29 protein-coding genes and 1 tRNA gene are annotated in these 25,148 nt (G+C 55.5%); 27 read left to right on the top strand and 3 right to left on the bottom strand.

Annotation, left to right across the window (positions count from 1 at the left end):
• Positions 1-306 precede the first annotated feature (306 nt).
• The 12 genes from H6A20_RS00330 (at position 307) to H6A20_RS00275 (ending at position 11,031) form a co-directional block, all read left to right on the top strand.
• The gene (locus H6A20_RS00330; RefSeq protein ID WP_204905172.1) at positions 307-1,194 is read left to right on the top strand and encodes a LysR family transcriptional regulator; all 888 of its coding nucleotides are present in this window, start codon (positions 307-309) and stop codon (positions 1,192-1,194) included.
• A 112-nt stretch (positions 1,195-1,306) separates the two neighbouring features.
• Entirely contained in the window at positions 1,307-2,530 is a 1,224-nt protein-coding gene (locus H6A20_RS00325) for a HipA domain-containing protein (protein ID WP_204905171.1), read from the top strand.
• A gap of 326 nt (positions 2,531-2,856) precedes the next feature.
• Positions 2,857-3,624, top strand: coding sequence for a carboxymuconolactone decarboxylase family protein (locus H6A20_RS00320; RefSeq protein WP_204905170.1), 768 nt, complete (start codon positions 2,857-2,859; stop codon positions 3,622-3,624).
• Between the two features lie 19 nt (positions 3,625-3,643).
• Entirely contained in the window at positions 3,644-4,585 is a 942-nt protein-coding gene (locus H6A20_RS00315; RefSeq protein WP_204905169.1) for an aldo/keto reductase, read from the top strand.
• A 14-nt stretch (positions 4,586-4,599) separates the two neighbouring features.
• Positions 4,600-5,136 carry a flavodoxin family protein gene (locus tag H6A20_RS00310; RefSeq protein ID WP_204905168.1) on the top strand — a complete coding sequence of 179 codons (537 nt, stop codon included), beginning with the start codon at positions 4,600-4,602 and terminating at the stop codon, positions 5,134-5,136.
• Between the two features lie 18 nt (positions 5,137-5,154).
• Positions 5,155-5,652, top strand: a complete 498-nt coding sequence (locus H6A20_RS00305; protein WP_207750341.1) for a DUF4405 domain-containing protein — start codon at positions 5,155-5,157, stop codon at positions 5,650-5,652.
• 32 nt (positions 5,653-5,684) lie between these two features.
• Positions 5,685-6,239 carry a flavin reductase family protein gene (locus tag H6A20_RS00300; RefSeq protein ID WP_204905167.1) on the top strand — a complete coding sequence of 185 codons (555 nt, stop codon included), beginning with the start codon at positions 5,685-5,687 and terminating at the stop codon, positions 6,237-6,239.
• Positions 6,236-6,712, top strand: coding sequence for a flavodoxin (locus H6A20_RS00295; RefSeq protein ID WP_204905166.1), 477 nt, complete (start codon positions 6,236-6,238; stop codon positions 6,710-6,712). The genes H6A20_RS00300 and H6A20_RS00295 overlap by 4 nt, the downstream gene beginning before the upstream one ends.
• Positions 6,713-6,837: 125 nt before the next feature.
• Positions 6,838-7,248 carry a DUF3783 domain-containing protein gene (locus H6A20_RS00290; RefSeq protein ID WP_204905165.1) on the top strand — a complete coding sequence of 137 codons (411 nt, stop codon included), beginning with the start codon at positions 6,838-6,840 and terminating at the stop codon, positions 7,246-7,248.
• Between the two features lie 14 nt (positions 7,249-7,262).
• Complete coding sequence (locus H6A20_RS00285; protein WP_204905164.1) at positions 7,263-8,177, top strand: leucine-rich repeat protein; 915 nt, start codon at positions 7,263-7,265, stop codon at positions 8,175-8,177.
• Complete coding sequence (locus H6A20_RS00280; RefSeq protein WP_204905163.1) at positions 8,174-9,535, top strand: vWA domain-containing protein; 1,362 nt, start codon at positions 8,174-8,176, stop codon at positions 9,533-9,535. The genes H6A20_RS00285 and H6A20_RS00280 overlap by 4 nt, the downstream gene beginning before the upstream one ends.
• Positions 9,526-11,031, top strand: a complete 1,506-nt coding sequence (locus tag H6A20_RS00275; protein WP_204905162.1) for an AAA family ATPase — start codon at positions 9,526-9,528, stop codon at positions 11,029-11,031. The genes H6A20_RS00280 and H6A20_RS00275 overlap by 10 nt, the downstream gene beginning before the upstream one ends.
• Before the next feature lie 61 nt (positions 11,032-11,092).
• Here H6A20_RS00275 and tpiA read toward each other — a convergent pair whose 3' ends face one another.
• Entirely contained in the window at positions 11,093-11,884 is a 792-nt protein-coding gene (gene tpiA, locus H6A20_RS00270) for a triose-phosphate isomerase (protein ID WP_204905161.1), read from the bottom strand.
• A gap of 287 nt (positions 11,885-12,171) precedes the next feature.
• Between tpiA and pdxA the strand changes: the two genes are divergently transcribed.
• The 13 genes from pdxA to H6A20_RS00205 all read left to right on the top strand — a co-directional run bounded on the left by pdxA (position 12,172) and on the right by H6A20_RS00205 (position 22,948).
• Positions 12,172-13,191 (top strand): 4-hydroxythreonine-4-phosphate dehydrogenase PdxA, encoded by a 1,020-nt coding sequence (gene pdxA, locus H6A20_RS00265; protein ID WP_204905160.1) that lies wholly within the window; start codon positions 12,172-12,174, stop codon positions 13,189-13,191.
• Positions 13,191-14,534 carry a four-carbon acid sugar kinase family protein gene (locus H6A20_RS00260; RefSeq protein ID WP_204905159.1) on the top strand — a complete coding sequence of 448 codons (1,344 nt, stop codon included), beginning with the start codon at positions 13,191-13,193 and terminating at the stop codon, positions 14,532-14,534. Before pdxA ends, H6A20_RS00260 begins: the two co-directional genes overlap by 1 nt.
• Positions 14,535-14,571: 37 nt before the next feature.
• Positions 14,572-15,621, top strand: coding sequence for a 2-keto-3-deoxygluconate permease (locus H6A20_RS00255; RefSeq protein WP_204905158.1), 1,050 nt, complete (start codon positions 14,572-14,574; stop codon positions 15,619-15,621).
• Positions 15,622-15,753: 132 nt separating this feature from the next.
• Positions 15,754-16,260 carry a YcxB family protein gene (locus H6A20_RS00250; protein ID WP_204905157.1) on the top strand — a complete coding sequence of 169 codons (507 nt, stop codon included), beginning with the start codon at positions 15,754-15,756 and terminating at the stop codon, positions 16,258-16,260.
• A gap of 47 nt (positions 16,261-16,307) precedes the next feature.
• The gene (locus H6A20_RS00245) at positions 16,308-17,069 is read left to right on the top strand and encodes a DeoR/GlpR family DNA-binding transcription regulator (RefSeq protein WP_204905156.1); all 762 of its coding nucleotides are present in this window, start codon (positions 16,308-16,310) and stop codon (positions 17,067-17,069) included.
• 58 nt (positions 17,070-17,127) lie between these two features.
• The gene (locus H6A20_RS00240) at positions 17,128-17,934 is read left to right on the top strand and encodes an N-acetylmuramoyl-L-alanine amidase (protein ID WP_204905155.1); all 807 of its coding nucleotides are present in this window, start codon (positions 17,128-17,130) and stop codon (positions 17,932-17,934) included.
• A 78-nt stretch (positions 17,935-18,012) separates the two neighbouring features.
• Entirely contained in the window at positions 18,013-18,729 is a 717-nt protein-coding gene (locus tag H6A20_RS00235; RefSeq protein WP_204905154.1) for a sigma-70 domain-containing protein, read from the top strand.
• Between the two features lie 32 nt (positions 18,730-18,761).
• The gene (gene murB, locus H6A20_RS00230; RefSeq protein ID WP_204905153.1) at positions 18,762-19,673 is read left to right on the top strand and encodes a UDP-N-acetylmuramate dehydrogenase; all 912 of its coding nucleotides are present in this window, start codon (positions 18,762-18,764) and stop codon (positions 19,671-19,673) included.
• Positions 19,674-19,675: 2 nt separating this feature from the next.
• On the top strand, positions 19,676-20,557 hold the full coding sequence (gene rapZ / locus H6A20_RS00225; protein WP_204905152.1) for an RNase adapter RapZ: 882 nt from the start codon (positions 19,676-19,678) through the stop codon (positions 20,555-20,557).
• A gap of 2 nt (positions 20,558-20,559) precedes the next feature.
• Positions 20,560-21,468, top strand: coding sequence for a DNA-binding protein WhiA (gene whiA / locus H6A20_RS00220; protein ID WP_204905151.1), 909 nt, complete (start codon positions 20,560-20,562; stop codon positions 21,466-21,468).
• The gene (locus tag H6A20_RS00215) at positions 21,465-21,722 is read left to right on the top strand and encodes an HPr family phosphocarrier protein (protein WP_204905150.1); all 258 of its coding nucleotides are present in this window, start codon (positions 21,465-21,467) and stop codon (positions 21,720-21,722) included. The genes whiA and H6A20_RS00215 overlap by 4 nt, the downstream gene beginning before the upstream one ends.
• 96 nt (positions 21,723-21,818) lie before the next feature.
• On the top strand, positions 21,819-22,766 hold the full coding sequence (locus H6A20_RS00210) for a diacylglycerol/lipid kinase family protein (RefSeq protein WP_204905149.1): 948 nt from the start codon (positions 21,819-21,821) through the stop codon (positions 22,764-22,766).
• 110 nt (positions 22,767-22,876) lie between these two features.
• Positions 22,877-22,948: transfer RNA gene (locus H6A20_RS00205), tRNA-Glu, on the top strand.
• Positions 22,949-23,218: 270 nt separating this feature from the next.
• Here the strand turns inward: H6A20_RS00205 and H6A20_RS00200 are convergent.
• Positions 23,219-23,374, bottom strand: a complete 156-nt coding sequence (locus H6A20_RS00200; RefSeq protein WP_420846565.1) for a helix-turn-helix domain-containing protein — start codon at positions 23,372-23,374, stop codon at positions 23,219-23,221.
• A 163-nt stretch (positions 23,375-23,537) separates the two neighbouring features.
• Between H6A20_RS00200 and H6A20_RS00195 the strand changes: the two genes are divergently transcribed.
• A complete protein-coding gene (locus tag H6A20_RS00195) occupies positions 23,538-23,780 on the top strand; it encodes a type II toxin-antitoxin system Phd/YefM family antitoxin (RefSeq protein WP_204905148.1) in 243 nt (80 codons plus the stop codon).
• Positions 23,777-24,127, top strand: coding sequence for a type II toxin-antitoxin system death-on-curing family toxin (locus H6A20_RS13825; protein ID WP_338106514.1), 351 nt, complete (start codon positions 23,777-23,779; stop codon positions 24,125-24,127). Before H6A20_RS00195 ends, H6A20_RS13825 begins: the two co-directional genes overlap by 4 nt.
• Positions 24,128-24,733: 606 nt before the next feature.
• Here the strand turns inward: H6A20_RS13825 and H6A20_RS00185 are convergent.
• Positions 24,734-24,871 carry a helix-turn-helix domain-containing protein gene (locus H6A20_RS00185; RefSeq protein WP_204905147.1) on the bottom strand — a complete coding sequence of 46 codons (138 nt, stop codon included), beginning with the start codon at positions 24,869-24,871 and terminating at the stop codon, positions 24,734-24,736.
• Positions 24,872-25,148: the final 277 nt, after the last annotated feature.

Below are 25,148 nucleotides of genomic sequence, written 5' to 3'. Positions count from 1 at the left end.
TAGACAATCGAGGTGCACGACTCCTGCACGGAAGAGCAACTGATCGTGATTGCAGAGACCGTGGAATCGCTCAAGGCCTCCCTGGACAAGCACATGTCCAATGAGTGGCTGGAGCCGGTGACGGACGAGGAATACGACCGGCTTTCGTAAAAGACGGTTGTGGAGACAAAGGTATCTGCACCCCTGCACCCGGTGATTGGATCACAGGGAAACAGGTCTGTCAATTCCGCCCGGAATTTGGTATGATATACAGATAGACGACAGATTTGAAAAAGAAACCAATCGCAGACGCGGGGAGGTGTAACTTTGGAACTTCGTACACTCCGCTATTTTCTGGCGGCGGCGCAGGAAGAGAATATCACAAGAGCGGCGGACATCCTGCATGTGACCCAGCCGACGCTGAGCCGGCAGATCATGGATCTGGAGCGGGAACTTGGCGTGACGCTGGTACAGCGGGGCAAAAACGGACTGACCCTGACCGATGACGGCATTTTCTTCCGCCAGCGGGCGCAGGAGATCATCGAACTGGCGAACCGTCTGGAAAAGAACTTCACACAGAGGCACAGCGATATCGGCGGCATGGTGGTGATCGGCGCGTCGGAAGCGGTGGGCAGCCAGACGCTGGCAAAGCTCATCAAAGAATTTTCGCAGAAATACCCTGCGGTGCAGTTCACCCTCTACAATGAGACCGTGGATAATATCAGGGACCGGCTGGATAAAGGGCTGGTGGATATCGGTCTTTTGCTGGAACCTGTGGATGTGACAAAGTTCGATTATGTCCGTCTGTCCCAGCAGGATACCTGGGGGCTTCTTGTGCGGGATGATCACCCGCTGACGCAAAAGCAGTCTCTGACAGCGGAGGATGTTGCGCCGTATCCGCTTATCCTGCCGCTGCGGGAGAACATCCGCGTGGAGATCCTCCACTGGCTGGGAAGGGAAGAAAAGGAACTCACAATTCCGCTGTTTTATACGCTGCTTTCCAATGCAGCCCTGCTGGTGGCGGAAGGACTGGGGTGTGCGTTCTGTATGGATGGCGCGCTGGCGATCCGCAGCGATCCCCATCTGCGCTTTATCCCGCTGGAGCCGCGGCGGATGACCCACAGTGTGCTTGTGTGGAAAAAGAATAACCTGTTCTCCCCGGCGGCTTCTCTGTTTATTCAGGAGATCAACCTGCTGCGGGCGAAAATGGAATGATTATTTGTGTGGATCACTCCGTTGACGGAGGGGATCAAAAGAGGGTATAATCCATCTATTATCATCAATGTTCAGAAAGCGAAATGAGGTGAGCGGTTTGAAGTGTACTTTCATGCATAAACGGATCGCTGTGGCGGAGATAGAATTGGATGACGCTACCGGTTTTATACAAAAGGTTGGCAGGGTCTATGTACCAGAGCATTTCCCTGTTGGAATTGCAGTCAAAAAAGGTGTTGTTGACCGTGCAGCGTTAAATGAGTGGTGGGCAGACCGGTCTATCCCGGCCAGCCGGTCCGGTGTCCGAAAGGCGCTGGAAACCTTGGAGATAACCAGCACAAAAATGCTTCTGGTGCGCTGTTATGGACTGAGCCTGTCGGATCAGTACTGGATCTGTCCGGAAGACGCCAGCCTGACCTGGGACTCCGTCAATTTTTTTGATCATGGTTTTTCAGACGATATTGGCGATGTCCTGTTCGGAGCGGAAAAGAAAGCAGATGTTTTGGATTTTTCATCTCCGGATAATACTTCAGACGGTAATCTGAAAAAACGCTGGAAGATTATAGACGGGAAACGGTGCCTGGTAAAAGGCGGAAGTAACCCGTTTAGGCAGCAACCCTTTAATGAGGTTATTGCTGCCGGGATTATGGAACGCCTAGGCATTCCTCATGTATCGTATGAAGTCATCTGGAACAGAGGTGCGCCGTACAGTGTGTGCAAAGATTTTATTACAAGAGATACAGAGCTGGTTCCGGCATGGCGCATCCTCAAGACGCAGAAAAAGAGCAACAATGTCTCGGTGTATCAGCATTTTATAAACTGCTGCGAAGAGCTTGGCATTCAGGATGCCATTCCCTTTCTTGACCGCATGATCGTGTTGGACTATATTATCGCCAATGAAGACCGGCATTTTAACAATTTCGGTATGTTGAGGGAGGCGGAAACCCTGAAATGGATTGGTTTCGCACCAATTTATGACAGCGGTTCATCCCTGGGCTATGATAAGACGCCCATGCAGATACACGCGGAGAAGGATGTAGTCTGTAAGCCTTTCAAGAATCACCATACAGAGCAGTTAAAGCTGGTGTCTGATTTTAGCTGGATTGATTTTGACCGGTTGGAAGATGCAGACAGACTGATTGAGAGTGTACTGACCGCAGAAGGAGCGGAAGAGTATATGGATGAAGCCCGTATCCGCGCGATCGAAGGATCGGTCAAGCGGCGGATCGAGTATCTGTTCCGCTTTGCCAAGAGCCGGATGCCGGTGCAGGAGTATTCTACGGAGGATGATGTGGAAGAAAATGTTGCTGCGGATTACGTGCCTGAAACGGATCTGTAACCACTCGGATCGGATGCTGTCACAGATGTTCCCTCTAAGGATCAGAAAAAAAAGAAACCATGGAGTTGCATTGTAACTTCATGGTTTTTTGCTCTGTTTTTCAGAGGTTTTGGCCAAGCAACCCACCTGGATATTTTTTGCATTATCCATGCGAAAAATACATGGATAAGCATGTATTATAAGCATTAGACATTAAAGATAGGGGCTCCTATAATAAAAGCAGAAAACAAAGCAAGGAAGAGGAGATCCGGTCCTGGGTGAACAGTCTGGGATCATATCCGGAACGATCACGATTGAAATTGCAGAACAATAGGAGGGAATCTATCATGAACCGAAAAGAAAGAACAGAACAGAAAATGCAGGAGCTGTTTCACAGCCATGCCGCTGGGGATGAAGGAACGGACGGCGAATTTATGCAGATCCTGCAGGGCTACATTTTTGGAGATGTTTGCTATACCGGCAGCCTAGACAACCGCATGAGAGAGCTGGTCACAGTCACCGTACTGACCGCGCTTAGTGCCCTGCCCCAGATCAAAGCCCACGTGCAGGCCAGCCTCAACGCCGGCTGCACGCCGGTGGAGATCCGGGAGGCGGTTTACCAGTGCGCGCCCTTTATCGGCTTTCCCAAAACGCTCAACGCCATCAGCGCCATGAACGGAGTGTTCGCGGAGAACGGCATTGAGCTGCCGCTGCCCAGTCAAAAGACACTGACCGGCGGGAGAGAGGATGAGCGTTATCAGAAAGGGCTGGAAATCCAGGCGCCCCTCTATGGGGACGAGATCGCCGACCGCTACACCTGGCTGCCGGGCGAGTTTGCCAAAGCTGTGCCACGGTTCCTTACCGAACTGTGTTTTGGGGATTTTAACACCCGCGCCGGCCTGGACGGCAAGACCCGCGAACTGATGACCGTGGTGCTGCTGGCGGCCCTGGGCGGCGCGGAGGTGCAACTGGAAAGTCATGTGGAGGGCGCGCTGAAAGCAGGCAACACCAAAGAGGAAATGGTCTGCGCCCTGGTCCATGCCAGCGGCTATATGGGTATTCCCCGTCTGTTTAATGCGCTGAATACATGCAAAAACCTGTTAAAAGAAAATTGACCAAATCGGAGGGAAACATATGGAACAGAAAAAAATATTTCCTAAAATCGCCCTTGGTGCATGGGCCTGGGGAAACGATGGCACCTTTGGAGGCAGTCTGACGGCTGCCGACCTGCGCCCTGTCTTTGATGCGGCGATGAAAGAAGGACTGAATTTGTGGGACACCGCTTATGCCTATGGTATGGGCACTTCGGAAAAAGTGCTGGGTGAGTTTCTGCGCACGGTGCCCCGCGACAGTTACCTTATTTCGGATAAATTCACGCCCCAGTGCGCCGATCCGGGTGCCGAGAACGCAGTGACGGCCATGTTTGACACCAGCGCTGCCCTGCTGGGGGTGGAGACGATGGACGTCTACTGGATTCACAACCCAGTGGGCGCACCGGAATGGACCCGCAAACTGATCCCCCTTGCCAAGTCCGGAAAAATCGGGCAGATCGGCCTTTCCAACCACAACCTTGCGGAGATCAAGGAGGCTGCGGCCATTCTGGAGGCGGAGGGGCTGAAAATTTCGGCCATTCAGAACCATTACAGCCTGCTGAACCGTTCGTCGGAAACCTCCGGCATTCTGGATTACTGCAAGGAGAAAGGCATCACTTTTTATGCCTACATGGTGCTGGAACAGGGGGCGCTTTCCGGCAAATATGACACGGCGCATCCCTTCCCGGCAGATTCTGACCGGGGGGCAGTCTATAATCCTATGCTGTCCAAACTGGAAAAGCTGAATGCCTGTCTGAAAGAGATCGCAGACGCCCACGATGTGGCGGCAGCGCAGATTCCGGTGGCATGGGCCATTGCTAAGGGAACTCTGCCCATCATCGGTGTTACCAAAGTGTATCAAGTGAAGGATGCAGCCGGGGCAGCGAAATTAGCATTGTCTGAGAATGAAATTATTCGGATGGACCGGCTGGCTGATGAGATGAAGCTGGATGTGATCCGTTACTGGGAAAAGGAAATGAAGTAAAGGAGGCACTTGCTATGAAAATCGTTGTTTTGGAGGGCAGCCCCAACAAAAACGGTTCTTCCAATCTGCTGGCGGACTGCTTCCGTCAGGGGGCGGAGGAAGCCGGGCACAGCGTGGAGATCGTGGACACAGCCCACGCTGATATCCACCCCTGTACGGGGTGTATCCACTGCGGATATGAGGGACCCTGCGTGCAGAAGGATGACGTGGAGGCCGTCCGCAAAACAATCCTTGCCGCGGATATGCTGGTGTTTGTCACGCCCCTTTACTACTACGGGATGAGCGCCCAGTTAAAAACCATGATCGACCGCTTCTGCGCGTTCAACAGTTCCCTCCAGCGCAAACACATGAAGTCTGCCCTGCTGACAGCGGCCTGGAACAGTGATGACTGGACCTTTGAGGCGCTGGAAGCCCATTATAAAACCCTGGTGCGCTATCTGAACCTGGAGGATATAGGCATGGTGCTTGGCTATGGCTGCGGCACGCCTTCCATGACGCAGCACTCCCAATATCCCCAGCAGGCGTACAGTCTTGGGAACCGGTTGAAATAACAGCAGGAGCGGGAGGATATGCAAGTGAAGCCAAAAGCAATCTGCAAAATCTGCATAGACATTCTGATGACGCTTGCGCTGCTGTTCCTGATGGGCTACCAGTTCTGGGGCGATGCGGCGCACGAGTGGGCCGGGGCCGGGATGTCCTTTGCCAGGCTTTTGCACATGGCGGCGTCCCACTGGGGTTTTGTGCTGATGGCGTTCCATTTTGGTCTGCACTGGGGAATGTTCGTGGGCCTTGCAGGCAAAGTTCTGCGCCTGCGTCAGCCTTCCCGTATCCGGCAGGTGCTCCTGCCTGTTTTAAGCGGCGGGGTTGCGCTTTACGGATTGACCGCATTTGTCCGGCGTGATCTGCTCACGTATATGCTGGTTCGCACCCGGTTTGTGTTCCTGGATTTCAGCGAACCGATCCTGCTGTTTTATCTGGATTATCTTGCTATGATGGGGACTTTTGTTTTTCTGGTCTACTACGGGATGAAAACAAGGAACTGTCGTAAATCAAAAAGTATTCTATAAAAACACATATGTTTCAGGAGGGAATATAGATCATGAAACAGAAAATCGGAAATGCAGTAGCGTTGTATCCCACGCCCCTTGTGATCGTAGGAGCCATGGTGGACGGCAAGCCCAACTGGCTGCTGGCCGGCCATGTCGGCATTATCGGTCACGACCATGTGATGGTCAGCCTGGCCAGCTCCCACTATACAAACAAGGGCATCAAGGAAAATAAGAAACTCTCCATCAATCTTGTGGATGAAGCCCTGCTGCCGGAGGCGGACTACTCCGGCTGCGTCAGCGGCAGCAAGGAGGACAAATCCACGTTGTTTGATTATGTGGTAGACGACACCGGTGTGCCGATGATCCAGGCGGCTCCGGTGACCATGGTATGCAGTGTGGAGAATGTGTATGAGACCAAAGGGTTTGAGAGCTTTATCTGCACGATCGACGCCACCTATGCCAAGGAGAATGTGCTGGACGAAGCTGGCAGGATCAATTACCGCGCCCTCAAACCAGTCCTCTTTGAAATGCCCACCTACGAGTACCTGCGCACCGGCGATGTCATCGGTAAGTGTATGTCTTATGGCAGGAAACAGAAAAAATGAAGGAATATCTTATAGTATCCTATTCCTACACCGGCCATACACACCGGATCGCACGGGAAATTCAAACGCTTACAGGCGCAGACTGGTGCGAGATCTATCCCTGGCAGCCATATCCGATGGCGTTTCCGGAACTGCTTGAGCAAGTCAGAAAGGAAATACAGACAGGATATCATCCGCGTTTATTGCCGGGGACCAGTAATCCAAAACCATATTCGGTAATTTTTGCGGGTTCTCCAAACTGGTGTGGCCATATAGCACCGCCGTTGGCGTCCTGGCTGGCGAAACATGATTTATCTGGTAAGATGATTATGCCGTTTTATTCCCATTGCGGCGGTGTGTCCTGCGATTTTGGCCGGGAGATCGCAAGGCTCTGTCCTGGGGCGAAGGTTTGTGAAGCCCTGGGGGTTCTGGAAAATCCCGGCGCTGATCTTCCGCGGATCCTGCAGGACTGGATCAAAAAAACCTTCACATAGGCGCAATATCTGCTATACTAGTAGGCGGGTACATACATCATATAGAGTATGCATCCGCCTTTTCGCATGCCGGAAGGGAAAGCAGCAGATGGAACAGCATAAGACGCAAAGGGAGGCGTTGTGTTATGGCAGTAAGAGGAAGTGTGTTGTTATACAATTTTACAGATAAAGAGCGGGCGGATAAGGTAAAATTTATCTTCGTCCTCATGGGGATCAAGATCCGGTCTGTGCGGAAAGAGGATTACCTGCAGCCGGTGGGGGCCATGTCGGGCATCGCTGATATCAGCCGGACGGACGCGGTCTACGACGGGGAAGGATTTGACGGGGAGATGCTGGTCATCTGCGGCCTGACGGATCCGCAGATGGACCAGATGCTTGCCTACTTCCGCAGGGAGGGGATCCGGATCCCGCTGAAGGCGGCCCTGACGCCCACCAATATGCACTGGAATTCCCTGGAGCTCCACGATGAGCTGGTGCGGGAGCATGAGGCGGTGCGCAGGCAGATGGAAGAAAAGAAGGAAAAAGAGCAGGAGTAGACAGGGACAGACAGATGGAGACAGTAACAGTGCCCGGGCAGGACGGTATCTGCCTGGACGGAGCCCGCTACAGGCGGGAGAAGGGAGGCGTCCGGCTGGAGCAGGCGCCGGACCTGGAGGAGATCCGCATCCCGGAGCAGGTGTGCGGTGAGCCGGTCCGGTGGGCGGCGGCCTATGCTTTCGCCAGGACTGCGGCGGTCCGGGTGTGCCTGCCCGGCTCTATGGAGCAGATCGGGAATTATGCCTTTTACAGATGCTTTCGGTTGAGGGAACTGGTTTTTTCGGACGCCCTGGCGGACGTGGGATCCGGCGCCTTCAACGGCTGCCGGCTGGAGCGGCTGGAGATCCGGTTCCGTGACGGGATGAGATCAGCCCTCAAGTTTATTCTGGATGAACAGAGGTACGCTCTGGATGTGCGGCTGGTGTTTCGCGGGGAGGGGGATGCCGGGGAAGCCCGGGTCTTTTTCCCGGAGCACTTCGAGGAGGCGGTGGAGAACACGCCTGCCCGGATCCTGGAGACGCACTACCACGGCTCCGGCGGGGATTACCGGCAGTGCTTCTACAACAAAGAACTGGATTTTGCGGCCTATGACCGGCTTTTCCCGCGGGCGGTTGCCGAGGAGAGCGAGGCGGACGCAGCCTGGCTGGCAGCTCTGCGGCTCGGGTGGCCCTGCCGGCTGTCGGCGGGGGCGAAGGAGCAGTATGAAACCTATGTGAGAGAGCATATCTCCTGCGCGGGCCGGGTCTGCGTGCAGCGGGAGGAGACAGGGCTTCTCCGGCTCTTCGGGCGGGCCGGCTACTGGGACAAAAGCGGACTGGAGGAGACAGTGGACGCGGCAGCCCGGGAGAAGAAGACAGAGATCCTGGGACTTCTGCTGGATGAGCGCAGGCGGCTCTTTCCGGGGCAAAAAAAGGTGTTTGAGCTATGACGGATGGAAGCGTGAGCAGACGGGAAGAAAAGGACAGACAGATCCGGGAGCGGCTGGCCGGCATCGGCGGGGAGATCCTCGCCTGGACGAGGAACGAGCTGTTCTTTGCCATGCGCTTTCTGGATGTGTCCCTGTCTGCGTTCGTCTTTCAGATGGATGCGGACGCGGACCCGGCGGGGACGGACGGCTTTGTCATGTACTACGATCCGGGCCCCATCGGCGGCCTCTACCGGGAGGACTGCGTAAAGCTTCGCAGGCTGTACCTGCACATGACGCTGCACTGCATCTTCCGCCACCTGACCCGCAGAAGAGGCCGGGATGAGCGCCTGTGGGACCTGGCCTGCGACATTGCGGCGGAGTCCGTGATCGACAGCATGGATGTGCGCGCGGTCCGGAGGGGAAGATCCTGGCTGCGCCGGGAGACATACCGGCGTCTCGGGGAGGAGATGGCGGTGCTGACGGCGGAGAAGATCTGCGCCTTGCTTGAGCGGCAGGCTCTGCCGGAGCGGAAACTTTTTGATCTGGAGCGGGAGTTCCGGGCGGATACCCACCGGTACTGGCCGGCGGATGAGGATCCGGAGCGGAAGCAGGAGATCGAGAACCGCTGGCAGGACCAGGCGGAGCGGATGGAGACGGAGCTGGAGACCTTCTCCAAAGAGGCGTCCTCTGCCGCGGGCGGACTCCTGGGACAGTTGAAGGTGGAGAACAGGGAGCGCTGCGACTACCGGGAGTTCCTGCGGAAATTTGCCGTGCTGCGGGAGGAGGTCTCGGTGGATCCGGATTCCTTTGACTATGTGTTTTACAGCTACGGCCTGTCCCTCTACGGGAACATGCCCCTCATCGAGCCCCAGGAGTGGAAGGAGACGAAGAAGATCGAGGATTTTGTCATTGTCGTGGACACTTCCATGTCCTGCTCCGGGGAGCTGGTGAAAAAATTCCTGGAGGAGACGTACGGGGTGCTGAGCGAGGCGGACAGCTTTTTCAGGCATGTGAACATTCACATCATCCAGTGCGACGACGAGGTCCGGTCGGACCGGAAGATCACGTGCCGGGAGGAGCTGCAGGAATATATGGAGCACCTGGAACTGCACGGGGAGGGCGGCACGGACTTCCGGCCCGCCTTCGCCTACGTGGGGGAACTGCTTAAAAGAAAGGAGTTCCGGCAGCTTAAGGGGCTGCTCTATTTTACGGACGGGCGGGGCGTTTACCCGTCCGGGATGCCGCCCTATCAGACGGCGTTCGTCTTCCTGGGGGAGGACTATGAAGACCGGGAGGTGCCGCCCTGGGCGGTGAAGCTGGTCCTGGAGGAAGAGGATATCATACATTCCGGAGAAAAAGGAGAGAAGGCATGGATATAAAGAGGGCAAAGCAGGAGATCAAAGATTCCATAGAGGCATATCTGGCAAAGGACGCGTACGGGGCGTACAGGATCCCCGCCATCCGGCAGCGGCCCATCCTTCTGATGGGGCCGCCGGGCATCGGCAAGACGCAGATCATGGAGCAGATCGCCAGGGAGTGCGGGATCGCCCTTGTGTCCTACACGATCACACACCACACCCGGCAGAGCGCCGTCGGTCTTCCCTTTATCCGGGAGAAGGAGTACGGCGGGAAGACCTATTCCGTGACCGAGTACACGATGAGTGAGATCATCGCTTCCGTCTATGAGCGGATGGAGGAGACGGGCCTCTCGGAGGGGATCCTTTTCATTGACGAGATCAACTGCGTCTCTGAGACGCTGGCCCCCACCATGCTCCAGTTCCTCCAGTGCAAGACGTTCGGCAACCAGAAGGTGCCGGAGGGGTGGATCATCGTGGCGGCCGGGAACCCGCCGGAGTACAACAAATCCGTGCGGGAGTTCGACGTGGTGACCCTGGACCGGATCCGGCGCATCGATGTGGAGGAGAACTACCGTGTGTGGCGGGAGTACGCCTACGAGGCGGATATCCATCCGGCGATCCTCGCCTACCTGGAGATCCATAAGGACTGCTTCTACCGGATGGAGACCACGGTGGACGGCCGCGTGTTCGCCACGGCCCGCGGTTGGGAGGATCTGTCCGAATTTCTGAAAGCCTGCGAGGCGGTGGGGAAAAAGGCGGACCGGGAGGTGGTCCACCAGTACATCCAGCACTGGAAGATCGCCAAAGATTTTGCAAACTATCTGGAGCTCTTCGCCAAGTACAGGAAGGATTACGGCCTGGAGAAGATCCTGGAGGGCGTGTACAGCCGGGAGACGATCGAAAAGCTCGGATACGCGGCTTTTGACGAGCGGCTCAGCGTGGTGGGCATGCTCCTTGGCAAGCTGGCCGGCCTGTTCAGGGAAAGCTATCTGGCGGACCGGTATGTGACGAAGCTCTTCGGATGGCTGAAGGCATACAAAGCAGGCGGAAGCCTCCGGGAAGCGGCGGACGGCGCGGCGGCTGAGTGGCGGGAGCTGCGGCGGCAGGAGAGGCTTACGCAGGAGGCGGACCACATGCTGCGGCGGGTGAACGACGCCCTGGACCGATATGTGCAGATCCTGAAGGAGGAGCATCTGACCGGCCCGGCGGACGGAGAGCGGGCGTTTGAGCGGGTGAGAGAGGAGTTTGAAAAGGAGACGGCTGTCCGGGAGGAGATCGTGGAGAGGACCGGCCGGGCGCTTGACAACGCCTTTTACTTTATGGAGGAGGCGTTCGGCGACAGCCAGGAGATGGTCTCCTTTGTGACGGAGCTGAACACCAACTACTACAGCGTCCAGTATCTGAAGGAGAACGACTGCGACATGTACTGGAAGTACAACAAAAGGCTTCTTTCCGAGGAAGTCCGGGAGAAGATCTTAGGCAGGATGGACGCGGTGGAGAATGCGATGAGAGAGTAGAAAAAGGCCGGCCAGAGGGATGTGGTTCCCCTGGCCGGCCGCCTTTTTTGCGCTGCAGTATTTATTTTCCGTACGTATCCTCGAATGTCTTCTTTGCATCCCGGATCAGACGATCGAACTTGTCCGCCTGCCATGCGGCCCTGCCTGTAAAGAGGCCGTCGATGGAGGGCTGCACGATGAGCTCGTTGGCGTTGCCCGGGTTCACGCTGCCGCCGTAGAGGACCGGGATGTCAGCGCCCGCGTCGCCGAAGATCTCCAGGAGGCAGCCCTTGATGACTTTGTGCATCTCTTCCGCGTAGTCGGCGGAAGCAGGCGTGCCGTTCACGCCGATGGACCACACCGGTTCGTAAGCCACCCAGATGCGGGGCGCGAGGGAGGGATCCACGTCGTGGAAGCCGACTTTCAGCTGGGTGCGCAGCACTTCCGGGCTGATGCCGAAATTCTTCTCCTGCGCCGTCTCGCCGATGCAAAGAAGGGCGGTGAAGCCGTGGGAGAGGGCTGCCTTTACCTTCAGGTTCTCCTCCGCGTCCGTCTCGCCGAAGACGTGGCGCCGCTCGGAGTGGCCGATCATGACGAGGTCAAGCCCCAGCTCCTTCAGCATGAGAGGGGAGATCTCGCCGGTGAACTGCCCCTGCTCCTCCCAGCACATGTTCTGGGCGCCCAGCTTCACGAAGGAGCGGTCCACGTTCTTCGTGGCGCTCTCCAGCGTGGTGTAGGAGGGGATGATGAAGAGCTCGATCTCGTCCCGGCTGATGTCCTTTGTGAGGGAGACAAGGTCCTGGAGGTAGGAGACCGTGTCCTGGATGTTCTTGTACATCTTTAAGTTGCTTCCGAAATACAGTTTCTTTTTCATGTCTTACATCCTTTCTTTCTGAAATCCTTGCTGCCTTTATTATAGATGAAATGAAAGAAAAGAGCAACATTTTACCCGATAAAACATGTCAAAAAAATAACAAAACGAAGAAACGAAAGAAAACGAAAAAACAGGGCAAAAACCTTATGAATTATGCACAAAAAGGGAAAGAGCAGAATATATATTTGTACTGAAAATACAAAAAGGTGTTGAAAAAGAAAATGCAGAGGAATAAAATAAAACCATAAACAAAAGGTAATCGAAACCTAAACGAAAGGAAGAGGAAAATGAGTGAGAAATTCAGACCTGTAACGGCAATTACAATGGGGGATCCGGCGGGTATCGGACCGGAGATCGTTGTCGGCACCATGCTGGACAAGGAGATCCATGAATGCTGCCGTCCTTTTGTGATCGGAAGCCAGGCTATCATGGAGAGGGCCGCCAAAGTACTCGGCAAGGAACTGAAGTACAACAAGATCAGCGATCCCGCTGAGGCGAAGTACGAGTTCGGCACAGTGGATATCCTGGAGACAGGCGACTACGACACAGACTCCATCGAGTGGGGCAAGGAGCAGAAGCTGGCCGGCCAGATGGCTGTGGACTGGATCATGAAGTCCATCGAGCTCGGCATGGCGAAGAAAGTAGACGCCGTGTCCACCGCTCCCATCCACAAGGGCGCCATCAAGCTGGTGGGTGTAAAAGAGCCCGGACATACGGAGATCTATCAGAATGCGACCCATTCCCCGTATGCGCTGACCATGTTCTCCTGCCACAAGCTGCGCGTGTTCTTCGTGAGCCGCCACATGTCTCTTGTGGACGCCTGCCACTATGCGACAAAGGATGTGATCCTGGAGGATGTGATCAACATCGACAAGGAACTCCGGAAAGTCGGCATTGAGAATCCGCTCATCGCGGTGGCTGGCCTGAACCCCCACAACGGGGATCACGGCCTGTTCGGAACCGAGGAGATCACGCAGATCGGACCTGCCGTCGAGGCTGCGAAGGAGAGAGGCATCAACTGTGTGGGCCCCTGCCCGGCGGACTCCGTATTCCACATCGGAAAATCCGGCAAGTATGACGCGATCTTGTCCCTCTACCACGACCAGGGACACATCGCCTGCAAGACACTTGATTTTGAGAAATCCGTAACACTGACCTTCGGACTTCCCTTCATCCGCAGTTCCGTGGACCATGGCACGGCATTTGACATCGCAGGAAAAGGCATTGCCGGCTGCGTCAGCCTGATCGAGTCCACGAAGGTTGTAGCAGAGTACGCGGCAAAACAGCACGAAAGGGGAGAGAGATAATGCCATTAATCGGAGCAGTGGCAGATGACCTGACGGGCGCGACAACAACAGGTGTACTTCTTGCAAGGTCAAAAGCAAGGACAGCAGTATTTTTTAATGAAGAGGCAGCCTTAAAGGGAGAGGGAGTCAATGAGCTGGACGCCATCCTCATCAGCAGCAACAGCCGCTCCCTTCCGGCAAACGAGGCGTATGACAAAGTGAGATCAGCCACAAGCGCGCTGAAGCGCATGGGCGTGAAATACTTCTCCAAGCGGATCGACACCACCCTCCGGGGCGGCGTGGGCGTGGAGATCGACGCCATGATGGATGTGGTGGACGATGACTGCGTGGCGGTCGTTGTGCCGGCCATGCCCCAGTCCAGGCGGATCCTGGTGGGCGGCTACTCCGTCATTGACGGCGTGGCTCTCATCAATACGCCGGTGGCGCAGGATGTGCGCACGCCTGTGAGGGAGAACTACATACCGCGGCTTTTGTCCGGACAGACGAGGCGCCAGGTAAAACTCGTGACCCTCGACAAAGTCCTGAAGGGCGAGGAGGCCATCCGGGACGCCCTGAAAGAGGCGAGGGAAGCCGGCGGCGAGGTTATCGTCGTGGACGGCATCACGATCGAGGACGTGGAAGAGATCGCCAAGGCCTGCATTGAACTGAAGTGGAATGTGGTGGCGGTAGATCCCGGCCCGTTCACATCCAAGCTGGCCTACTACCGGAACCTGATCCAGGAGGAGGAGCCCAACATCCCGCCGGAGGCGGACGAGACGGGCAAGACCGTCCTCATCGCAGCCGGAAGCGCCACGCCTGTGACGAAGAAGCAGATGGAGGTGCTCTGTCAGGATCCCCGGCATGTGCGCGTCAGCGTAGACCCGGTCAGCCTGATCGAGGGCGGCGACATCGCAGTGGAAGAAGTGGAGAAGGCAGTGGGCAAAGCGGTGGAGCTTCTGAACAGCGCGGACCAGCCCAGGGCCATCCTCTTTGAGACAGCCCTCCACGGCGAACTCCTCAACCTGGACAAGGAGGACAACAAGCGGCATTACGCGGGCGGCATGAGCGCCAACCGGATCAATGCCGGACTCGGAAGCATCATCTCCAGGATCCTGGAGATCTGCGGCAGAGACAAGATCGCAGGACTTTATACAACAGGTGGCGACACCATGGTCAATGTGTGTTACCAGCTTGGTGTAGAGTGCATAGAAGTAATGGATTATGTGATTGCCCAGACAGACATCGGAAGGCTGGTAGGCAGCTACGACGGGCTCCCGATCGTCGGCAAGGGCGGTCTCACCGGAAACGACCACACGGCATGCGATATCGTGGACCGTCTGTTCCGGGAGGCGGCAAGAAAGTAAGGAAATGAGAAAAAAGTAAGGTTTGGAGGAAAGTGCTATGAGCGAAAACAATGAAGTAAACAAGCCAAAAGATCTTGATCTTTTGAACAAAATGAAAAAACTCCCCGGCGGACTTGTCATCATCCCGCTGGTGCTGGCGGTGCTGATCGCCACATTTTTCCCGCAGGCATACCAGATCGGCGGCTATGTGACAGCCCTGTTCTATGAAGGCAACTCCTGTATGATGGGCTTCTTCCTCATCGTCTGCGGTTCCGCCATCAACATCAAGCAGGTGGGCATGCCTCTCTATAAGGGCGTGACCCTGACAGCCACCAAGTTTATCCTCGGTGTGATCATCGGCCTTGCAGTAGGCGCGATCTGCGGACCGGAAGGATTCCTGGGCATTGCCCCGTTCGTATGGATCGCAACCATCACGAACTCCAACGGATCCCTGTACATCTCCCTGTCCGCCCAGTTCGGTAATGCGACAGACACAGGAGCCATCTCCATCCTGTCCCTGAACGACGGACCGTTCTTCACACTGATCGCCCTGGGAGCGACAGGACTTGCATCCATCCCCTTCGATTCCCTGATCGCAGTGCTTGTTCCGCTGCTCATCGGTTTCATCTGGGGTAACTTAGACGCCGGATTCCGGAAGGCCTGCGCGACAGCACAGCCCATCGTCACCTTCTTCATGACGATCTCCATCGGCGCGAAGACAGACGTGAACACCATCATCACAGCGGGCGCGGCCGGCATCGTTCTCGGCCTTGTATCCGCAGCGACAGCCGTGATCTTCTTCTTCACGAACAACCTGCTTCTTCCCAAGAAGGAGAGAAACGCCATGGGTGCAGCCATCGGAACAACAGCTCTGAACTCCGCCATGACACCGGCGGCAGTCGGCGAGGCAGATCCGACTATGGCACAGTATGTGGACATGGCTACCGCACAGTGCGCGACAGCTTCTGTTGTAACCCTGTTCCTCTGCCCGTTCATCACAGCTTTCTTCGACAAGTACATGCAGAAGAAGCAGAAGGGTATCTACTCACCCGAGGGCTGGGCACGCTACAAAGTTGACTCCAGCGTTCCGGCACCGGCAGCAGAGTAAGCAAAAACGAAACTAAACGAAAAAAATCACACATAATTCGTTACAAAAAAGTGAAAAAAGTCCTCTGATATGATACAATAGCATTGTGCATATCAAGAGGACTTTCTTAAAATAAAAACGAGGTAGGTATTTATGGAAAAACTGAACGTGCAGTTGACGAAGGAGCATCTCTTTGACTTCCTTCTGTATCATACATTTTCAAAGGCGTCCGGCTTTCTCGTCAACATGCTGGGCATGGGCGTGATCGTGGTTGGCGCGGTCATGCAGTTCACGGGACGGATTAATTTCACGCAGTTCGTCCTCTACGTGATCGCCGGCGTGGCCTTTCTTGTGTACACGCCCATCCTGCTGAAGATCCGGGCAAAGAAGCAGATGAAAGTCAACCCGGAGTACCGGGATCCCAGAGAGTACATCTTCTCGGAGGAGGAGGGGATCCGCGTGGTGCAGGGCGAGCAGGAGACAAAGTATGACTGGAGCCGGATCCAGCGCACGGTGACTACGCCCAAGACCATCGGCATCTACTACGGGAAGGACGAGGCGTTTATCATCCCGAAGGAGGCCTTCGGCAGCCGGTTCGTGCCGGTCATGACCATGGTGGTGCGCCACATCGGGCTCAACAATGTGCGTCTGACCCAGTAAAAAAGCCGGGGAAATATATTCTATGTCATGCAAGGGGGTAACAGGATATGGAAGAGCGCAGGCAGGCAATTCTGCGGGAACTGGAAGAAAAGGGGAAAGTCCGGGTGGCGGATCTGAGCAGGGAGCTGGGCTACTCGGAGGTGACGATCCGCAACGACATTAAAAATATGGGGATCGAGGGCCTGCTGAAACGCACCCACGGCGGCGCGGTCAGCCTGGAGCAGAACATGGCCCGCAAGTACAGGGCCGAGGGCGTCTACCGCCATGTGGAGCGCAAGAAGGCCATCGCGGGAAAAGCCTACGGCTACATCGAGGACCGGGACACCATCATCATCGATGACGCCTCCACGACCTTTTACCTGGCGCTCCATATCAAGAGCCATCCGGAGAAGCGGATCGCGGTGGTGACCAACTCCCTGCTCGTGGGCAACGAGCTGGCGGGTCTCGGCCATGTGGAGCTGTACATGATCGGCGGCTATGTGGGCGGCTACCAGCCGGCCAGCATGGGGGAGACCGCGGTGGAGAATATGGAGCATTTCCATGTGGACAAAGGCTTCATCGGCGTTCACGGCATCAACTTTGAGGCGGGGCTCACGTCCATCGCCACACCGCAGATGGAGGTGAAGAAAGCCATCCTGCGGGCTTCCAAGGAAGTCTACGTGCTGGCGGACAGCAGCAAGTTCGGCGGCGGCTACCTCTCCGTCATCTGTCCCATCAACGCAGTGCACAGGATCATCACAGACCGGGAAGTAACGAAAGAAAATGTGGCGATCGCCAAAGAGATGGAAGTGCCTCTTGTGATCGCGTAACAGGAGACGGCCCTCCTGCATATGCTGGAACAAAAAAGCATACGCAGGAGGTATTTTTATGCCTTATTCGATCATGATGGACAGCGGCCACGGCGGCCGGGATCCCGGCGCTGTCTACAAGGGCCGGCAGGAGAAGGACGACACGCTCCGCCTTGCCCTGGCGGTGGGGGAGATCCTGCAGGAGCGGGGCGTGGACGTGGAGTATACGCGGACCACGGATATCTATGAGACGCCCTACGAGAAAGCCATGGAGGCCAATGCATCCGGGGCGGACCTCTTTATCTCCATCCACAGGAATTCTTTTCCTGCCGATAACGAGGTGTCCGGCGTGGAGTCCCTTGTCTATGACCTGTCCGGCCTGAAACTGGAGATCGCGGAGGCCATCGACGAAGAGCTGGCGACGGTGGGGTTCGCGGATCTCGGGGTGGAGGCGAGGCCCAACCTGGTCGTGCTGAAACGGACAAAGATGCCGGCGGTCCTCGTGGAGGCCGGCTTCATCAACTCGGATGCGGACAATGCGCTGTTTGACCAGAACTTTGACGATATCGCCCTGGCCATCGCGGAGGGGATCCTGGACACCCTGATCCGGAACGGATTGGTGGAGGAGACCCGCGTAAACGGCGAAGAGGAGGAGCCGCCGGAGAACGCCCGGCCCCTCTACCGGGTCCAGGCCGGAGCCTTCCGGAGCGGGGCCTATGCGCAGCGGCTCCGGAACGAACTGCTGGAGCAGGATTTCCCGGCTTACATCCGGGAGGGGGACGGTTTCCAGCGTGTCCAGGTGGGGGAGTTCGGGACGCTGGATCAGGCGGCTGAGATGGAGAAACGGCTGAAACGGGCCGGGTACCCGACGGTGATCGTCTCGTAAAGCTGGCATTTCCCGCAGATTTGTGGTATCATGTCCACGAAGCGGACATGACACCGCAGATCTGGAAGGAGACGGGATATGGCAGACAGGACAGGGTTTCAGCAGAAGCTGGCCGGCATCATGAAGCTGGCAAAGGAGCGCGGCATGCGGCTGACGGCCGGGGAGACAAGAGCGTTTTTTGCGGAGGATCATCTCTCCGAAGAGCAGATGGACCTGGTCTTTGACTATCTCCTCTCCCAGAAGGTGGCTGTGCAGGGCTATGTAAGGCGGCCCGGTGTCATCCGGGAGGCGGAGAAAGGGACCGCGCAGCAGGCCCCGCGGCAGCAGGACGAGCTGGATGAAGAGGAGCGGACGTATCTGGACGGCTACCTGGCCCAGGTCAGGCAGATGCGCACAGAGACGCCGGAGGAGGAGCGCTTTGCGCGCTGCCTGCAGCTTGTGGCCGACGAGGCGGTGCGGATGCACCGGGCGGAGGTCTTTCTGGGCGACCTGATCCAGGAGGGGAATGCAGCTCTCGCGGAGGTGATGGCCGGATCCCGGGAGGGGGAAGACCGGGCGGTGGAAGCAGCGCGCGGCGCCATGCAGGCGCTTCTCACGTCCCAGATCGAGATGAAGCGCAGGGACCGCCGGATGGTGGAGCAGGTATCCCGTCTGGACGAGACGATCCGGCAGATGACGGACGAGCTGGGGCGCAAGGTGGACGTAGAAGAGGTGGCCGGCAGGATGGGACTGACCGAGGATGAGATCCGGGACATCCTGAAGCTGGCGGGCGAGGAGCCTGAGGACGGGCAGTAGAGAACAGAAAGACACAGGGAAGGTATTGTATGATGAGTCAGGAATTTGCATATAAATTAGAACAGATACTGGGGAAAGAGCAGATCTTAAGGGAGGAGCCCATGCGGCTCCACACCACGTTCCGCATCGGCGGGCCCGCGCAGTTTTTCGTGATCCCCCGCACCCAGGAGGAGGCGGCCGCGGCGGTGCGCCTGTGCCGGAGCGAGGGGGCGCCTTACTATATCATCGGAAACGGGAGCAACCTCCTTGTCTCCGACAAAGGATACCGGGGCGTAGTGATCCAGCTCTTTAAAGAATTCAGTGATATTAATATAGAAGGAACGCGCATCCGTGCCCAGGCGGGGGCATCTCTTGCGAAGATCGCAGCGGAGGCGCTGCGGGCCGGGCTGGCCGGGTTTGAGTTCGCGGCCGGGATCCCGGGCACGCTGGGAGGCGCCTGCATCATGAACGCCGGGGCTTACGGCGGCGAGATGAAGGATGTGCTCCTTGCTGTCACTGTGCTGACGAAGGACGGGGAGATCCGCGAGATCCCCAGGGAGGAACTGGATATGGGATACCGGACGAGCCGTGCGTCCCGGGAGGGCTGGATTGTCCTGGGAGCGGCCATTGAGCTGGCGCGCGGGGACGGGAAGGAGATCCGGGCAAAGATGGAGGACTTAAAGCAGCGCAGGACAGACAAGCAGCCGCTGGAGTACCCGAGCGCGGGCAGCACGTTCAAGCGCCCGGAGGGATACTTTGCAGGCAAGCTGATCCAGGACGCGGGCCTGCAAGGTCTGCGCGTGGGGGACGCCATGGTGTCCGAGAAGCACAGCGGCTTTGTCGTCAACTGCGGGAACGCCACGGCGGCGGATGTGGACGGACTGATCCGCCTGGTGCAGGAGAAAGTACGGGAGGACTTTGGCATAACACTGGAGCCGGAAGTGAGAAGACTGGGAGAATTTTAGACATGAGATGTATCGTTGTGACCGGAATGTCGGGAGCGGGCAAGAGCACAGCCCTGAAGATGCTGGAAGATGCGGGGTATTTCTGCGTGGACAACCTGCCGGCGCTGCTTGTGCCGAAGCTGGGCGAACTGCTCGTGGTGCCCGGCACGGAACTGAATAAGATCGCGCTTGGCATGGACATCCGGAGCGGGCAGGGGATCGAGGACCTGAAGCAGTCCCTGGATGCGCTGGATCAGATGGGGATCAAGTATGAGGTGCTGTTCCTGGAAGCCTCGGATGAGACGCTGGTCAAGCGGTACAAGGAGACGAGGCGCAGCCATCCGCTTGCAGCCAGCGGCCGCGTGGACGACGGGATCCGCCGGGAGCGGGAGCAGATGGCCTTCCTGAAGAAGAGGGCGGACTACCTTGTGGACACGAGCCGGATGCTCACCCGGGAACTGCGGGCGGAACTGCACAAGATCTTTGTGGAGAACCAGGCCTTCAAAAACCTCTACATCACGGTGCTTTCCTTTGGGTTCAAGTACGGGATCCCGGGGGATGCGGACCTCGTCTTTGACGTGCGCTTCCTGCCCAACCCTTACTATATAGAAGAATTGCGCCCGAAGAGCGGCAATGACCCGGAGGTCAGGGACTATGTCATGGCAAATGACACGGCCCGGCAGTTTCTTGAGAAGCTGACGGACATGATCCGCTTCCTGATCCCCAACTATGTGTCGGAGGGGAAGACCCAGCTCGTCATCGCCATCGGCTGCACGGGCGGCAAGCACCGGTCCGTCACGCTGGCTAACGCCCTCTACGGTGAGCTGGCCAAGGAGGAGAAGGACTACGGGATCCGGATCGAACACCGGGATATCGGCAAGGATGCAGTGACAAAAGGGAGATAGCTATGTCGTTTTCAGGTAAAGTAAAGGAAGAACTGGCAAGGACATGCCCGCCTGCCAGGCACTGCCGGCTGGCGGAACTGGCCGCGGTCATGGACATGAGCGGGGAGTGGGAGACCCGGGAGGACGGCGTTTCGCGCGTCTGCGTCCGCTCGGAAAATATTGCCGTTGTGAGAAAATGCTTTACATTGCTCGAAAAAACATTTAATATAGGAAATGAAATCGCTGTCCGGACAGCAGTGCGCCGAAATCTGCACCGGGACAGCAGCGCATACTTCCTGTATGCGTCCGGGGACTGTCTGCGGGCCGTCCGCCATGCGAACGTGCAGGCGGTCTGCTGCAAGAGAGCGTTTCTCAGAGGCGCTTTCCTGGCATCGGGCTCCATGAGCGACCCCGGGAAATCCTATCACTTTGAGATTGTCTGTAATACGCTGGAACGCGCGCAGTATCTGTGCGGGCTGATGCAGGACTTTGAACTGGACGCCCGCATCGTCAGGAGAAAAAAGAATATCATCGTATATCTCAAGGAGGGCGACCGCATCGTCGATGTGCTGAATGTGATGGACGCGCCCCTTGCCCTGATGGAGCTTGAGAATGTCCGCATTCTCAAGGACATGCGCAACAATGTGAACCGGAAGGTGAACTGTGAGACAGCCAATATTAACAAGACAGTTTCCGCCGCGGTCAGACAGCGGGATGACATTGCGTACATCCGCGACACGGTGGGACTTTCAGGACTGCCTGAGGGCCTGCGCGACGTTGCCCTTACACGCCTCGCATACCCTGACGCGTCATTGAAGGAGCTGGGAGAGCTCCTGGAGGAGCCGGTCGGCAAATCCGGAGTCAATCACCGGCTCAGGAAGCTGAGTGAAATGGCAGACAAGTTAAGGGAAGGCAAGGAGGTACCATTATGATCAAGAAACCAGTAACCGTGAAACTGAGAGACGGTCTTGACGCAAGACCGATCGCGCTGCTTGTGCAGGAAGCCAGCCAGTATGCCAGCCGTGTATACATTGAGGTGGCTGACAAGAAGGTAAACGCCAAGAGCATTATGGGCATGATGAGCCTGAGCATGGGTGAAGGCGAAGAGTTCACAGTTGTTGCGGAGGGCGAGGACGAGGCGGAAGCCGTGGCCGGTGTGGAGAGATTTCTCTCAGAGCAGGCATAGATACATACACAGGTAACACGGGAGGGCATTGCAGGATGCCCTCTTTTTATAGATAAAATCATGCGTATAAAGAAAGAGTGAGGAGGAGAAGATCAGATGAAGAAACTTCTGTTTGTGTACAACCCCCACGCGGGGAAGGGGGCCCTGAAGCCAAAGGTGTCCGACATCCTTGACATCTTCGTAAAAGCCGGGTACGAGGTGACTGCCTACCCGACCCAGGCGTACCACGACGCCTACCGGAAGATCCGGGAATTTACAGAAGACTATGACCTGGTGGTGTGCAGCGGCGGCGACGGGACCATCGACGAGGTGGTGACCGGCATGATGGCGCGGGAGCACCGGATGCCGGTGGGCTATATCCCCACGGGCACGACCAACGATTTCGCCCACAGCCTCCGCATCCCCCGGGATATCCTGGCGGCGGCGGACAACGCGGTGAACGGCGTGCCGTTCTCCTGCGACGTGGGACAGTTTAACGAGGATATCTTCGTATACATTGCGGCGTTCGGACTTTTTACGGACGTGTCCTACCAGACCAACCAGACGGCCAAGAATGTGCTGGGACATCTGGCCTACGTGCTGGAGGGGGCGAAGCGCCTCTTCAACATCCCGTCCTACCGCATTAAAGTGACCCATGACGGGGAGACGATCGAGGATGAGTTCATCTACGGCATGGTGACCAATTCCCGGTCCGTGGGCGGCTTCCGCAACATGGTCGGGAAGAATGTGGCCTTTGACGACGGCGTCTTCGAGGTGACGCTCATCAAGATGCCGAAGAACCCGATCGAGCTGCAGGAGATCATCACAGCCCTGATGATGGAGCAGACGGACAGCAAGCACATGTACTCCTTTAAGAGCGGGCACCTGACATTCGAGTCGCTGGAGGAGATCCCGTGGACACTGGACGGCGAGTTCGGCGGGGACCACGATGTGGTGGAGATCCGCAACCTGCAGAAACGGCTGGAGATCATGGTGCCGCGGAAGCACATCGGCGAGCTGGAAGCAGCATCCGAAGAAAACGGCGGACCGGAGGGGGAGTCCTAGGGACTCCCTTTTCCCTGCCGGAGACGGTCCGGGAAAAAAGTTGAAAAAAATAAAAAAAACACTTGCAATCTGATTGGATGTCTGATATTATAATCAGGCAGTGAAAAAATGGCTCCGTGGTCAAGAGGTCAAGACGCTAGCCTCTCACGCTGGAATCAGGGGTTCGATTCCCCTCGGAGTCACTTGAAAAGCCCGTTTTTACGGGCTTTTTTCGTGTCTGGAAAACAAAAGTGTATCAAATGGTGTATCAAACATATGTTTGGATATTGAGGAATCAAAAATACTTAAGGAGGAAATTATACATTGGATGATACAATGGATATTCTTCTTACAAAACTGGATGATGCCATTCATGATATGGAGGCTGGCAGAGTGCAGACGATAGAGGAAGCATGGAAAGAGATTGATGAGCAGTAAAACTGTCAGGGCTTTTGCTGGTAAAATGAATTTTATCATGACTTGTCTGTATCGCTCGGAATATATCTGCAAATCTCCTGAATATCACAATCCAGAATACGGCAGAGATTATTCAGCGTTGTAGTATTCAACGGTTTGTTCTTCCGCAGCTTATCAATCGTAGAACTGGAGATATGATGCTTGTTGATCAATGTATATGTTGACTTGTTTGATTTCTTTGATGTTTCCCAGAAAGGACTGTAATCAATCAGGGCATACCTCCTGCGGTTAGATGATTAGAGATTAAAAAATAGGTTGTATTTATCCTATTTTTGCATATAATATAGTTAGAATATTAAGAAAAGAGGGATTAATATGATTGTTGATACAAATAATTTGATTTCCATTACAGAAGCAAACCAGAATTTCTCCAAAGTGGCCCGGCTTGTAGATGAAAAGGGTTCGGTTGTGATATTAAAGAATAATGTGCCGCGTTATATGATAGTGGAATTTTCATTAGCAGAGGAAGAGCAGATGGCATCGGATGAGGATGTCATGGATATCTCCAGACGTTTGATTGAAAAGAACCGTCAGGCTTATGAGGTGCTTGCTAAATGATCCGATTATCCAAAGCACAGGTTATTATGATTCATAAACAACTCATAAAAGAGACGGGCGGAGCATCAGGCCTTCGAGATGAGGGGCTGTTGGAGTCCGCATTAAATACTCCGTTTCAGACGTTTGGCGGGGAGGATGTATATCCGTCTCTACAACAGAAAGCAGCAAGACTATGTTTTGGACTTGTTAAAAATCATCCGTTTGTAGACGGAAACCCAAGTACATATCAATGCAATTTACCAATATGCAATTCGATAAAAATAGCAAAGCCAGCCGAGCCAGTCAACGGTCAAGATGAACGGCGCATTTCATGCGCCGCCGTTGACAGCCCCGCCCGTCTTTGCTAAAGGGTAATCAAGGCGGGAAAGCCCTAAAATGGCTTCCCCGCCCATTTCAATTTTGGGAAAAGAAATGCTCCAAAATCAAAAAGAGAGCGGCCAAGCACTTTGAGGGATTGGCCGCCTTGTTCACCCATTCAGCGGGACGGCAGGCGGCGGTCAAGGCCGGGTGTAAACCCGTTCATTTCAGCCTTGACGGTTGCCTGCTGTCCTGCTACTTTTCCGGGAGTGTGGCCACACTTCGGGACACTTTGTCCACAAGTCGGAGCGAAGGACGAGGGACGGGGGCTTTCATATACCTGCCGCCGTTCTCTGAAAACAGCCCGATTTTTTGCTCATTCCCATTCGCAAAAATTCAGCCTGTTTTCCTGCCGGAGCAAACGGGGCGCATGAAGCACCGCACCCCGTTTCCCCCGCCAGCCACGCCAGCAGGTATAACACACTACACTTTGCAAGCAAAGTCGTGTGCCTAAGGGGGCGTTGCCCCCTTTGGAAACCCCCACAAGAAAAGGCGGTACGCTACCCCTCCACGGGGCGCATACCGCCTTTTCTTGTTATCCAGCCCTCCGGCTGTATCAGTTGAGCAAAAGTCAGCGTGGGATTAGTGTGGTATCTTTATCTAAGTGATACCCCGCGTTCCCATTTTGACACTGCCTTATCGGTTACATTGAGCTTTTCAGCTAATTCAAGTTGTGTCCAACCTTTCTCTTTTCTAAGTGAGAGAATGAATTGTCCAAATTTCTGATTGTCCATACATACCGCCTTTCTCCTGATTGAGGTTATTGTATCACCAAACAGCAAATTAGTCACTCAACGCATAGTAGAATCGGCTTAAATACAAGGGGACTGTGAGTTCACTTTGATAAATGGGATGTTTACAATGCGGGATAATATTTGCTGTTAAAGCGTATAATATGATTGTAAAATAGAAAAATGCAATATGTTGCAAAAATCTATTTTAATATCCTTCCGATATATTGATTTTTGAAATTCATTTAAATATAATAGAATAGAAAAGTGCAACATGTTG

The sequence above is a fragment of the Mordavella massiliensis genome, from assembly GCF_016901695.1.
GTDB classification, from domain to species: Bacteria; Bacillota; Clostridia; order Lachnospirales; family Lachnospiraceae; genus Claveliimonas; species Claveliimonas massiliensis_A.
The sequence above is the reverse complement of the archived record's forward strand: the minus strand, read 5'-3'. Positions and strand labels throughout refer to the sequence as shown.